General features: G+C 64.6%; 10 protein-coding genes. 5 read left to right on the top strand and 5 right to left on the bottom strand.

From position 1 onward, the window contains the following. Positions 1-233 precede the first annotated feature (233 nt). The 4 genes from AC3WN8_RS29780 to AC3WN8_RS29765 are packed head-to-tail and all read left to right on the top strand — an operon-like array spanning position 234 to position 3,317. Positions 234-1,442 (top strand): acyl-CoA dehydrogenase family protein, encoded by a 1,209-nt coding sequence (locus AC3WN8_RS29780; RefSeq protein ID WP_492673158.1) that lies wholly within the window; start codon positions 234-236, stop codon positions 1,440-1,442. 19 nt (positions 1,443-1,461) lie between these two features. After that, positions 1,462-2,295, top strand: a complete 834-nt coding sequence (locus AC3WN8_RS29775) for an alpha/beta fold hydrolase (protein WP_492673157.1) — start codon at positions 1,462-1,464, stop codon at positions 2,293-2,295. A 48-nt stretch (positions 2,296-2,343) separates the two neighbouring features. Beyond that, positions 2,344-2,811, top strand: a complete 468-nt coding sequence (locus AC3WN8_RS29770) for an Lrp/AsnC family transcriptional regulator (RefSeq protein ID WP_492673156.1) — start codon at positions 2,344-2,346, stop codon at positions 2,809-2,811. Positions 2,812-2,813: 2 nt separating this feature from the next. Next, positions 2,814-3,317 carry an Lrp/AsnC family transcriptional regulator gene (locus AC3WN8_RS29765; RefSeq protein ID WP_492673155.1) on the top strand — a complete coding sequence of 168 codons (504 nt, stop codon included), beginning with the start codon at positions 2,814-2,816 and terminating at the stop codon, positions 3,315-3,317. 83 nt (positions 3,318-3,400) lie between these two features. Here the strand turns inward: AC3WN8_RS29765 and AC3WN8_RS29760 are convergent, their stop codons facing one another. The 3 genes from AC3WN8_RS29760 to AC3WN8_RS29750 are packed head-to-tail and all read right to left on the bottom strand — an operon-like array spanning position 3,401 to position 6,514. Further along, positions 3,401-4,369, bottom strand: coding sequence for an acyl-CoA dehydrogenase family protein (locus AC3WN8_RS29760; RefSeq protein ID WP_492673154.1), 969 nt, complete (start codon positions 4,367-4,369; stop codon positions 3,401-3,403). 4 nt (positions 4,370-4,373) lie between these two features. Continuing rightward, positions 4,374-5,597 (bottom strand): acyl-CoA dehydrogenase family protein, encoded by a 1,224-nt coding sequence (locus AC3WN8_RS29755; protein WP_492673153.1) that lies wholly within the window; start codon positions 5,595-5,597, stop codon positions 4,374-4,376. 17 nt (positions 5,598-5,614) lie between these two features. Next, positions 5,615-6,514 (bottom strand): LysR substrate-binding domain-containing protein, encoded by a 900-nt coding sequence (locus AC3WN8_RS29750; protein ID WP_492673152.1) that lies wholly within the window; start codon positions 6,512-6,514, stop codon positions 5,615-5,617. Between the two features lie 120 nt (positions 6,515-6,634). Here AC3WN8_RS29750 and AC3WN8_RS29745 point away from each other — a divergent pair, with 120 nt between their 5' ends. Then, positions 6,635-7,435, top strand: a complete 801-nt coding sequence (locus AC3WN8_RS29745) for a crotonase/enoyl-CoA hydratase family protein (protein WP_492673151.1) — start codon at positions 6,635-6,637, stop codon at positions 7,433-7,435. Positions 7,436-7,722: 287 nt separating this feature from the next. Here AC3WN8_RS29745 and AC3WN8_RS29740 read toward each other — a convergent pair whose 3' ends face one another. Together AC3WN8_RS29740 and AC3WN8_RS29735 are read right to left on the bottom strand one after the other, a co-directional pair. Next, positions 7,723-9,411 carry an FAD-binding protein gene (locus AC3WN8_RS29740; protein ID WP_492673150.1) on the bottom strand — a complete coding sequence of 563 codons (1,689 nt, stop codon included), beginning with the start codon at positions 9,409-9,411 and terminating at the stop codon, positions 7,723-7,725. A gap of 93 nt (positions 9,412-9,504) precedes the next feature. Next, entirely contained in the window at positions 9,505-11,829 is a 2,325-nt protein-coding gene (locus tag AC3WN8_RS29735) for a TonB-dependent receptor (protein WP_492673149.1), read from the bottom strand. Positions 11,830-12,176 lie beyond the last annotated feature (347 nt).

Raw genomic sequence — 12,176 nt, 5'->3', positions numbered from 1 at the left:
CACCACCGCGGTCAGATAGCCGTCCCATTCGGCCGACCTTGCCGTTTCGATCACAACATATCCCAAAGCCTTGATAGCCATGCGCCCACTCCATGCAGAAAAATCCGTCAGCGAGATTCATATAAATGAAGTATATCACTTTTCAATTTTAGATTTGCGTATTATATTAGATCATATTCTACGAATTTTCAGATCGACCGAACAATGGAGCGGTCGCGGGAGAGGCAAGCGAAATGGCCAGTGCAGCATCGATCGAATCGGTTTTCAGCGAGATCCCGACCGGCGAAGCGTTGATCGAACGCGCCCGAGCGATGGTGCCGATGCTCAAGCAACGCGCGCGCCGGACGACGCTCGATGGCGACGTATCGGCCGAGACGGTGGCGGAAATGACGGCGGCCGGTTTCTTCCGCGTCCTCCAGCCCCGGCGATATGGCGGCTATGAGATGCAACCGAGCGTGTTCTACGAGATCCAGAAGCTGCTTGCGGAAGGCTGCATGTCCACCGGCTGGATCTATGGCGTGCTGGGATGCCATCCCTATCAGCTGGCGCTGTTCGCCGACCGGGCCCAGCGGGAGGTGTGGGGCGACAATCCCGATATGCTGGTTTCCTCCACCTATCAGCCGGTGGGAAAGGTCGAGAAGACCGATGGCGGCTTCTATCTGTCGGGCCGCTGGGGATTTTCCTCGGGCTCCTCGCATTGCGGCTGGGTGCTGCTCGGCGCGATCCATTTCCCGGAGGATGGTCCACCGGACCTGCGTACCTTCCTGCTGCCCGGTTCGGATTATCAGGTGGTCAAGGGCACATGGGATGTGTTCGGCCTGCAGGGCACCGGCAGTTTCGACATCCTCGTCGACCGCGTGTTCGTTCCCGAATATCGCACGCACAGATCGAGCGACGGCTTTGCCTGCACCAATCCCGGGCAGACGGAAAATGACGGTCCGCTCTATCGCCTGCCCTGGGCACAGATATTCGTGCGCGCGGTCTCGACGGCGGCGCTGGGAAGCGCGCGCGCGGCGATCGGGGCCGGCATCGAGATCATGAACAGCCGCATATCCACCAATACGGGCAAGGCGTCCAAAGGCGATCCGTTGCTCCATGCCGCACTGGCCCGCGCGGTCGCGGAACTGAACGAGATGGAAGCGACGCACCGGGCGAGCCTGGCCGAGATGATGGAGCATGCCGAACGCGGCGAGGCGATCCCGATGGAGCGCCGCGCGCTCTTCGCCTATCAATCCTCGACCGTCGTGCGGCGCCTGGCCGAGCTGGTCGACGATATCGTCAAGCTGCTCGGCAGCCGCGCCGTCTATATGTCCAGCCCGATCCTCCAGCCATGGCTCGACCTCAAGGCCGCGCGCGCGCATGTCGCCAACGATCCGGGAATCCGCACCGCCGACGTCCTCGCCACGATGGCCGGGGGCCCGCCGGCTTTCACCTATCTATGAACCGGCAAGGATGAGGACGATGACAGAGATGAGGGAAGCGACCTACCGGGTCGCCGGCGGCCATGACATCCACGTCAAGGAAATGGGGGCCGGGCCCGCCATCATATTCATCCATGGCAGCGGCCCCGGCGCCTCCGGCCTGTCGAATTTCCGGCAGAATGCCGATGCGTTCGTTGCGGCCGACTATCGCGTCATCCTGCCCGACATGATCGGTTATGGCGCCTCGTCGAAACCGGCGGGCATCGATTATACGCTCGCGCTGTTCGCCGATACGCTCCGCGAAGCGCTGAACGCCCACGGGCTGGATCGTGCGACGCTGGTCGGCAATTCGCTCGGCGGCGGCGTCGCGCTGCAGATGACGCTGGACGATCCCCAATTCGTCGACCGGTTGATCCTGATGGCGCCGGGTTGCCTGGCCGAACGCGAAACCTATGTCGCGATGCCCGGGATCGCCAGGATGATGTCCAGTTTCGGCGGGCCCGACTTCGACATGGCCGAGCAGAAGCGCCTGATATCCAACCTCGTCCACCCCGATTTCGTACCGAGGCTTTCCGATGCGCTGGTCGCCGAGCGCTTCGCCGTCGCACGCGCCCAGCCCAAGGATGTGCTCGTGCGGATGCGGACGCCCGACCTCAGCCCGCGCCTCGGTGAAATCGACAAGCCGGTCCTCGTCCTATGGGGTCTCGACGACGAATTCTGTCCGGAAGCCCATGCCCGGCTGTTCCTCGAACGCTGCCCCGATGTCCGGGTCATGACGTTCGCACGGACCGGCCATTGGGTGCAGCTCGAGCGCGCAAGCGCGTTCGATCGCCATGCGCTTGCCTTTCTCGCTGAGGAGTGGCCCAGCGGATAAGGCATCGCTAGGAGGGGGCGCCGCCGAGCGCGAACGAGGAATCGAGAATTGGACATCAGTTTCGACGCGACCGATCACGCCATCGTCGAACGGCTGCGCGAAAATGGCCGCACGACCAACCAGCAGATCGCGGAGGCTCTGGGGCTGACCGCCACGACCGTATCGGCACGCATCCGCCGCATGGAGGAAGCCGACCAGCTGCGCGTCATCGCCGTGTCCGACTTTGCGGCGCACGGCTACGATTTGCTGCTGCGCGTGGAAATCCAGGTCGATGGGCGCGCGGCATCCAGCGTGGCGCAGGAACTGGCGGCCCTTCCCGAAGTGTTCGCGGCACACCAGGTCACCGGCCGCTACGATATCGACATGCTGGTCGCGCTGCGCGAGATCGGCGATCTGGAGATATTCCTGCTCGAGAAGATTGCCGGGATCGACGGCATCCGTTCGGTCAATCCGTCCGTCATCGTCGACATCGTCAAATATCAGTTCGACGTCGTGCCGATCGGGCCGGAGAATTGACGATGGCTGTAATCCAGCTCGACGAACTCGACCTGAAACTGATCAAATTGCTGTCGCAGGACGCCCGTGTCTCGAACCGTACGATCGCGGGCCAATTGGGTGTGACCGAGGGCACGGTGCGCGGCCGCATCAAACGCTTGCAGAGCGAACGGCTGATCGCCTTCACCGCGATCACCGGGCTGGCGATGGCGCGCAAATCGCGCTTCGCCTTCATCAATATCCAGGCCGATGTCGGATCGGTCCGTGCCGTCTCGCAGGAGATCGCAAGGATCCCCGAGATCGACGGCGTGATGGCGATGGCGGGCCAGTTCAATATCCTGGCGCTGTGCACGTTCGACGAGCTGGAGACGCTGGCCCATATCGCGTCCGACCGCATCCTGGCCTTGCCCGGCGTCCGCCACGTCGAGACCGCCATCGCGGTCAGGACATTCAAATATAATGCGCGCATGGTGAAGATCACCGGGGATCCGCCGCAATCCGGCGACGAGGACCAGAGCGATTTGTAGTTCGATGGAATCATCGAACGACTCGAAAATCGCGGCAAAACAAAGCCTAGAGCATGCGACCCGCTTCCAGCGGATCGCGTGCTCTAGGCGGGCAGCTGCGTCCGGACGAAATCGACCGAGCCGATCGCGGCGCCCAGGCGCACCGCGCCCAATCGCCGATTCCAATAGGTCTCCCCACCGTCGGCGAGCCGCCATTCGTGCAGACGGCGCGTGAAGAGCTGCAGGTCATGCTCCTCGCTGATGCCGATCGCGCCGAACACGGCATGGGCGGTCGCCGCGATGCGCGCGGCGGCGGCGCTCGCGACCGACTTGGCGGTGGCGGCGGCGACCAGCGAGGGCGGCAGCGTCCCTGCACAGCCGAGCTGCGACGCGATGCGCGCCGCAACCGCATCCTCCGCCATCACCGCCAAATTCTGCTGAAGCGCCTGTTGCCGCCCGATCGGCTTGCCGAACTGCATACGCTCATTGGCGTAGGCGGCGGTCATCGCGGTCAGCCGGTCTGCCGCACCTGCGATCAACGTAGCGCGCAGGATCGCGCCAAGGGCACGCAAGCCACCGGCCGGCGCCGCGCCGATGCCGTCGCCGGACAGTCCATTCCACCGCATGCGCGCGGCGATGCTGCCGGTCACGCCGGTCGGCGCGGGCGCCATCGACGCCGCCTCGACGAGGTGAAGTTCGCCCTCCGCATCGACCAGCACTTGTTTCGCGACGAGACCGAAGGGTATGACCGCTTCGGATCCCGCCTCGGCGATCGCTATGGGGCCTTGCGGAATATCCGCACCTGCCGCCGCCAACAGATGCCGGGCGATCATCGTCTCGCCGACGGGCAGCGGCACCGCATGGCGGCCGAGCGCCTGCCACAGCGGATGGACCTCCGCCAGCGTCAGCCCCGCCCCGCCCTGCGCCTCCGCGACGAGCGCGTCGAGAAAGCCCGATCCGGCGAAGGCGTCCCACATCACGCCGATGTCGCCGCCATGTTCGATCGCGCGCACCTGCGCCGGCGCGGCGACGGTCTTGAGCATATGTTCGAAGGGTTCGAGAAATTCGCTCATCGCCTCACCTCAATCCCATGCCGCGCGCGATGATGCCCCGCAGGATCTCGCGGGTCCCACCGCGCAGCGAGAAGCTCGGCGCGATATGGGTGACGTACATCAAGGTGCGATACAGTTCGGCGTCGACCGGTTCCTCCGGATGCCCGGCCAGGTCGTCGCCGATTGCGACGGGCAGTTGCTGTTCGAAACTGGTGCCCAGATCCTTGACCAGCGCGGCTTCGACGGCCGGGCTTTCGCCCGCCGCGAGCCGGGCGGTGCAGGCGATCGACATGGCGCGCAGCGTTCCCAGCCGTGCGGTGAAGTCGCCGACCAGTGCCGCCGTCGCCGCATCGTGCCGCCCGACCGCCTGGAGATGCCGCACCCAGGCGTCGAGCAGGACGATGCTCGAATAGACGCGCTCGGGGCCGCTGCGCTCGAAGGCCAGTTCGGCGGTCACCTGTTTCCAGCCATCGCCTTCGCGGCCGATCAGGGCGTCATCCAACACGTCGACGTCCTCGAAGAAGACTTCGCAGAAATGCGCGTCACCGGTCAGGTCGGTGATCGGGCGGACGGTGACGCCCGGGGCTTTCAGGTCGATGATCATCTGCGACAGGCCGGCATGCCGGTCCGCCGCGGTACCGGAGGTGCGGAGCAGCGCGATCATATAGGCACTGTGGAGCGCGTTGGTGGTCCAGATCTTCTGGCCGTTGATCCGCCAGCCGGTTTCCGTGCGCTCAGCGCGGGTGCGGACGCTGGCGAGATCGGAGCCCGAGCCCGGCTCGCTCATGCCGACGCACAGGAAGATCTCGCCGCGGCAGATGCGCGGCAGATACGCCTCGCGCTGCGCTTCCGTGCCGAAATTGAGGATCAGCGGCGCGCTTTGCCGGTCGGTGATCCAATGGGCAGCGACCGGCGCGCCCGCCGACAGCAATTCCTCGACGACGACGAAGCGCGCGAACGCGCCGCGCTCGCCGCCGCCATAACGTCTGGGCAAAGTCAGCCCCAGGAAACCCGCCGCGCCGAGGCGGCGGCTGAACGCCGCGTCGAAGCCCTGCCAGGAGCGGGCGCGGATATCGGCGGGGATGGCCGCGATCGCATCGTCGACCAGCGCGCGGATGGCGGGGCGGATCGCCTCGTCCTCCACCGGCAGCGCCGCAAGGGTCAATGTCTCGAACAGCGAACCGCCTCCCCACCCCAATCCCGAGCCGTCACGCGACCGGCGCGACGGCACCGCAATGCGGCATCGCACCGCCCGCGATCAAATATTCATTTCAGCCGATCCGATACCGATCCTGTATCGCTTGCCGCGCAGGCGACGGCGACAAAGTTGCGGACCAATGCCCCCGCATGCCGCCAGGCGGCAATGCCCATCTCGATCTCCAGCGGCTCCGCGAGCGGCAGCAGGCGCACGCCTTCGGGCGCGATGCGCGCCATGGCGGAGGGAACCAGCGCGCTGCCCAGCCCCGACTGGACGAGGCTGAGGATGGTCTGGACCTGCGTCGCATCCTGCGCGATGCGCGGCACGAAACCCGCGCGCTGGCAGGCCAGCAGCACGACCGAGCGCAGCACGCTGACCGGACCGTGAAGGACCAGCGGCTCCCCCGCCAGATCGGCAAACTCCAGCACCCGGCGCCGCGCCAGCGGATGCGTATCGAGCAATGCGACGACCAGCCGATCGCGTTCGATCACCGCTATGTCGAGGCCGCCGGGCTGGATCAGCGGCAGGCGCACCAGCCCCACGTCGAGCTGCCGCGCGGCCAGCGCCTCGCCGATCGACACGCTCGTCATCTCCTCCAGCCGCAGATCGACATCGGGGTAACGCGCCCGGAAGGCGGGAATGATGCGCGGCAGCGCCGCACTGATCGCCGAACCGACAAAGCCGACCGATATCGCGCCGCGTTCCCCCTGCCGCCCCTGCCGCACCGCATCGCGGACGAGCGCTGCCTGTTCGAGCGTCGCGCGCGCGACCGGCAGGGCGGCGCGGCCGGCATCGGTCAGCCGCACGCCGCGGCTTTCGCGATCGAACAGCCGCGCGCCCAGTTCCTCCTCAAGCTTGCGGATGGCAACCGTCAGCGGCGGCTGCGATATGTTGAGGCGTTCGGCCGCGCGGTGGAAGTTCAGCGTATCGGCGAGCGTGACGAAATAGCGCAACTGACGAAGGTCCATTGATAGTCACCACCTATCGAAATCTTGACAATCAATATTGGCTGGAAAGAGCGACGGCATCTAGTTTACCGAATGGCCGGAAGCCATCCGGCATTCCCGCGACCTGGAGCCGATCCGCATATGGAACCCTTTCTTCTCGTCGAACGCGACGGGCCCGTCGTCACCGCAACGCTCAACCGCCCCGAGGAACGCAACGCGATTTCCGAGACTGAGCATAGCGAGGAGATCGCCGCCTTTTGCGCCGCGGTGACGCGCGACACGACGATCCGCGCGGTCATCCTGACCGGCAAGGGCAAGGCGTTCTGCGCGGGCGGCAATATCAAGCATATGAAGGAGCGCGGCGGCATGTTCGCGGGATCGGCCTATACGATCCGCAACAGCTATCGCACCGCGATCCAGATGATCCCGACGGCGCTCTACGAGCTGGAGGTGCCCGTCATTGCGGCGATCAACGGGCCCGCGATCGGCGCCGGGCTCGACCTTGCCTGTATGTGCGATATCCGCATCGCGGCGGACAGCGCGATCTTCGCCGAAAGCTTCGTGAAGCTCGGCCTGGTTCCCGGCGACGGCGGGGCATGGCTGCTGCCGCGCGTGATCGGCATGCCGCGCGCGACCCAGATGACGCTGACCGGCGATGCGATCGATGCGGCGAAGGCGCTCGAATACGGCCTGATCACCGAGGCGGTTCCCGCGGAACAGCTGATAGAACGCGCCCGCGCCATCGCCGCGAGCATCGCCGCCAATCCGGGCCATGCGACGCGCCTGGCCAAAAGGCTGCTGCGCGAGGGACAGGACATGAAACTCGCGCCGCTGCTCGAATTGTCGGCCGCCTATCAGGCGATCGCGCATCACACCGCCGATCATGACGAAGCGATCGCCGCCTTCATCGAGAAACGCCCGGCGACGCTGACGGACGGTTGAGAGCCACGCCAGTCTGCGGGAATTTTGCCCAAGGCAAGGTCTACGAAACGAGGGATTTCTCCTCCCCATCGTCGATGGGGAGGGGGACCGCCAGCCGCAGGCTGGTGGTGGAGGGGAAATACGATACCGTCACCGCGAAGGGCATTCGAGTGGCACACGCTGGACGCTTCCGATTAGCGCAGTGCGAATGATGCACCGCATTTCCCCTCCACCACGCCGCTTCGCGTCGCGGTCCCCCTCCCCGCGCCGCGCGCAGGGAGGAGAGGCTTGATTACGCTCAACTTCAATCATGTCTCGGCGACACGATCTCGCCTTGCCCCAAGCGCGGCGGAGCGGCCGGCGATGCGGCCGGAATAGACGCAGTCGGCGAGCGAGATGCCGCTGACATAGCGGTGGGAGGAAACGCCCTTCGCATTCTTGCCCGCCGCATAGAGTTTGGGGATCGGACGGCCGTTCGCGTCCAGCGCCTGGCCGGTCCGTTCGTCGACGACGATGCCGCCCAGCGAGATCGAGGGGCAGAGATATCGCTTGTTATGGATCGAGATATCGACCGCATAGAATGGCGGCTGAAGGATCCGGCCGACAAAGTCGGGATGCTTGCGGAATCTGGTTTCCTCCAGCCCGGCCGAAGCGCGGTTGTAATGATCGACGGCATGGCGGAGCTTGCCCGGATCCATGCCGCATTTTTCGGCAAGCGCCTCGATCGAGCCGGCCTTTGTCGAGCTGAGGAACAGCCCCATCAAGGCGGGCGCACCCTGGAGACGGAAGAGTTTCCGCCGGCCCGGCATCGCCTGTTTGAGCGCCTGGCGCCTCAATGCCGCGTCGAGGATGATATAGGCGACGCCGCCGTGATCCTCGGCGATATGATGGCCGATCTTGCCGCCATAACAATCCTCGGCAACGAAGCGCTCGCCGGCGCCATTGACGACGATCCCGCTCGCCAGCGCCGCGGGCGGATTGAATTGCCGCCAGGCCGAAACCTTCTCCAGCCCGTCGGCATGCGCCCCGACCGACTGGCCCAGCCGGATTCCCGATCCGTCGCAGCCGATGCTGCCCAACGGAATCGCGCCCAGATATTTCGGGGCATAGTGCTGCACCATCTTCCGGTTGTGGATATAGCCGCCCGCCGACAGTATCACCGCCTTGCCGATCCGGATCGACCGGGTCCTGCCGTCGCTGTCCGAGATCGCATTGGCGTTGCGGACGAGCTTTGCCGCGATCTCGGGAAACAACAGGGTCGACGCCTTGGCGAAATCCTTGCCGATCTTCTTCAGCGCGGACGCGGCCTTGGAGCGATCGTCGACATGCTGGATCTCGACGCCCGCAATCTCGCCGTCGTCGGACAGCAGGAAGCGCCTGGCCTCGCTATAGCTATAAAGCTTCAGACCCAGCTTGAGCGCCGATTGGAGCAGCGGATCGAACAAGCGATGCCCGGTCAGCCCGTCGCCCCAGGTGCGGTGGCCGCGCTGCGCGGGCCTGGCATGATCGACATAATCGGCCTGCGCCTCGTTCCCCGAATAATAGAGATAATATCCGGCACCGGGATAGGATGTCTTCACCGGCGAAACCGTGCTGCCGAACTGTACGCCATGGCGTGACAGCCATTCGATATTGTCGTTGCTGGTCTCACAGAAATGGCGAAGCGTTTCGTCGGTGACGGCATCGGCCACTTCGAGCTTCAGATATTTGTACATCTCCTCGACGCTGTCGTCGACGCCGGCCTCTTTCTGATAACGCGTGCCGCCGCCGCCATAATAGACGCCCCCCGACATCCGCGTGGCGCCCCCACCCTCGAACCGGTCGATCGCGATGACGCTGGCGCCCTGATGAAGCGCTTCGAGCGCGGCGCAGATGCCCGCGCCGCCCAGCCCGACGACGACGACATCGGCGCTATCGTCCCACGGAAATGCATCGGGATCGCCGGATGCGAGCGGCGCGCCTACCCTGGAATTCCAATCGGGATCGTCAGCATGCATGGCCTGTATCCTTGACGGTTTCCGGCGCATCATCGCAAAGGGAGTGGGCCTTTCGACCCACTCTCATCTGCGTATCATCCCTGACGCACCCGTTCAGAACTTGAAGCGCGCCTGGACCGCGAGCTGACGCCCACGCTGGATCGACCGCGTGAAGGATCCGGACGAAGCGACGACATCGGTGGCCGAGCCCATGATCTTTTCATTGGTCAGGTTCTTGCCGACAAAGGCCAGTTCCCATTTCTCGTCGATGTGCCCGACGCCCAGGCGCACGTCCAACTGCTGCCAGCCGCGCTGCCGCACGCTCGGATCCTTGTCCGCGCTGACATCGTAGGAACCGGAGAAAGCGAGGACCGCGTCGGCCCTGAAGCGCAGCGTATTGCCGATCGGCTGATTGTAGCCGGCGCGGACATTGCCCGACCAGCTCGGCGCGAAGGGCGGCGCCCGGCCGCTCAGATCCTGAACGCAGGAGGTGATGCCGGCCTGGGTGGCCTTGGCGGCCTGCTCGGCGGTGCACCCGGCATTGGTATAGTCCTTGTACGACGCATCCAGATAAGCGAGGTCCACGCCGAAATCGAAATATTGATTGGGCTGCCAGCGCAGCTCCGCTTCGGCACCCTGGGTCCGCAGACCGCCGACATTGGTCACCCGGATGAACGCCGAAGTCGGCGTGATCTGCGTCACGCTTTGCTGCAGATCCTTATAGTCGCTCCTGAACAGCGACAGGTTGAACGACAGCGTGCGATCGAGCAGCAGCGTCTTCATGCCCACTTCATAGGCGCGGACGGTTTCGGGATTGAAGTGCAGGCGATCGGCGATGCCGGTAAGCTCGACGGCATCGAACCCGCCGGCTTTGAAGCCCTCGCTGAACTTCGCGTAGAAGGAGATGTCGCGATCGAGCTTGTACTGCAAGGTCGCGGACGGCAGGAACGCGCTGCCCTTCACCGTCGCCGCCGTCGTATGATCGACGAAGCCGGTCAGGAAGCGCGCCACCGGCTGCAAGGCGGCGGGAAGACGCGTGGTCGAAAGCCCGAGCGGATCGTTGCCGGTCGCATTGGTCGCCGACTGGATGCCGTCCTTGTCCGAATGCGTGTAGCGCAGCCCCAGCGTGGCCGATAATTTGTCGGTCAGCGGATAGGTCACCGCACCGAATGCCGAATAGGCGGTTTCCTTCTGATTCAAATGGATCGAACCCGCCAGCGGCGCATAGGGCAGCAGCGGCGCCAGCGGCCCGGTCAGCAGCACCGTCGCGAAGGGGAAGTTCAGCACCGTCTGGACGTTGGATTCGGAATCCAGGAAATATCCGCCGACGATATATTGCAGCTTGGAATCCTTGGGCGATGTCAGGCGCAGCTCGAGCGTGGTCTGCTTCAGATCCTCAGGGGAATTATAGCTGAAGAAATTGGCGGGAACGCCGTCGGTGTCGGCCGCCACCATGAAATCATGCTTCGAAAAGGAGCCGAGCGCGACGATGCCGACGCCGTCACTATTGTCGCGTTCGATCTTCAGCAGATATTCCGAAGCCTCGATCTCGCCGCGCTCGCCAGGGCCGGACGCGCGGGTGAAATCGAAATCGGCCTCCTGCTTGGTCGCCAGCGCATAGGCACAGGAGAAAGTGGCCGCCGGATTGAATGCCGGGCCCGGCGGGCAATTGGTGAGCTGCGCCGCGAAGGGCGCGATCGAATCCTGCTTGCCATATTCCGCCTTGACCGTGGCCGACCAGTCGGGCGCCAACTGCCAGAGCGCGGAGAAGCGGATGAACTTGTCCTCCACCTTGGGATTGCGCTGGCGGGTTCCCTCATTCCTGATGAAACCGTTGAGATCCGAATAGCGCCCCGCGATGCGGATCGCGAGCTTGCCCGGCACGATCGGCCCACCGGCCGCCGCCTCCACCACCGGTTCGTTGCCGACGAATTCATAGGACGCCAGGCCATAGCCTTCCCATTCGTCGAGATCGGGCTTGGTCGTGGTGACGCTGAAGGCACCGCCGATGGCATTGTTGCCGAAATAGATGGTCTGCGGCCCGCGCAGCACCTCGATCCGCGCGATATCGACCGCGGTCGATTGCGAATAGCGCGACCGCCCGTGATAGACGCCGTCGACGAAGGTCGCGACCGCCTGTTCGAAGCCGGCATTCGATCCGGACCCGACGCCGCGCACATAGATGTTGTTCGAAACCGTATCCTTCGACACGAAGATCGCGGGCAGCGTTTTCGCCAGATCCTCCAGCCCCGCAATCTGCCGGTCGCGCAGTTCCTCGCCCTGGACGGCGACCATCGAAATCGGAACGTCGCGAATGGATTCCTCGCGCTTCTGCGCGGTCACCACAATCTCCTCCACCTGCGCCGCCGCGGGTGTGGCCAGGGCCGTCACGACCCCCAATGCCACGGATTGCAGAAGATATTTGCGTACCGGCCTCATCACTCTCTCCCCTCGCCCCCGGGTTAGCCAGATTTACGGCTGGCCCCAGCTTTGTTTTGGTTGGTAGTGAGCTGCTAATTTGAACAAGACTGAAATACAGCTCGCGTTCCGCTCGCTTCTATCGCTCCGAAATGGCTGGGCGGGGGCGATGAAAGCCCCGGAACATCGCGGATTTGCTGGCGAAAATGGGCAGCCCTGCGCGAGCTGTCCGACGTACCGTCGTCATTGCGAGGAGCATAGCGACGAAGCAATCCAGCGGCTCGTGCATCGCTGGATTGCCGCGCTTCGCTCGCAATTGTCTGTTGAAGATAGCGTATGACAGGGATGTTCCGCATTGTCGGGATGCC

The organism is Sphingobium sp. FW305-3-2-15-F-TSA7 (assembly GCF_058787155.1).
Note: the sequence above shows the minus strand (reverse complement) of the source record. Positions and strands in the feature narration are given on the sequence as shown.

Bases quoted from the DNA above. Each gene is read 5' to 3' on its own strand.
- AC3WN8_RS29775 (WP_492673157.1), top strand. From the start codon at position 1,462: ATGACAGAGATGAGGGAAGCGACCTACCGGGTCGCCGGCGGCCATGAC.
- AC3WN8_RS29750 (WP_492673152.1), bottom strand. From the start codon at position 6,514: ATGGACCTTCGTCAGTTGCGCTATTTCGTCACGCTCGCCGATACGCTG.
- AC3WN8_RS29780 (WP_492673158.1), top strand. From the start codon at position 234: ATGGCCAGTGCAGCATCGATCGAATCGGTTTTCAGCGAGATCCCGACC.
- AC3WN8_RS29765 (WP_492673155.1), top strand. From the start codon at position 2,814: ATGGCTGTAATCCAGCTCGACGAACTCGACCTGAAACTGATCAAATTG.
- AC3WN8_RS29735 (WP_492673149.1), bottom strand. From the start codon at position 11,829: ATGAGGCCGGTACGCAAATATCTTCTGCAATCCGTGGCATTGGGGGTC.
- AC3WN8_RS29740 (WP_492673150.1), bottom strand. From the start codon at position 9,411: ATGCATGCTGACGATCCCGATTGGAATTCCAGGGTAGGCGCGCCGCTC.
- AC3WN8_RS29745 (WP_492673151.1), top strand. From the start codon at position 6,635: ATGGAACCCTTTCTTCTCGTCGAACGCGACGGGCCCGTCGTCACCGCA.
- AC3WN8_RS29760 (WP_492673154.1), bottom strand. From the start codon at position 4,369: ATGAGCGAATTTCTCGAACCCTTCGAACATATGCTCAAGACCGTCGCC.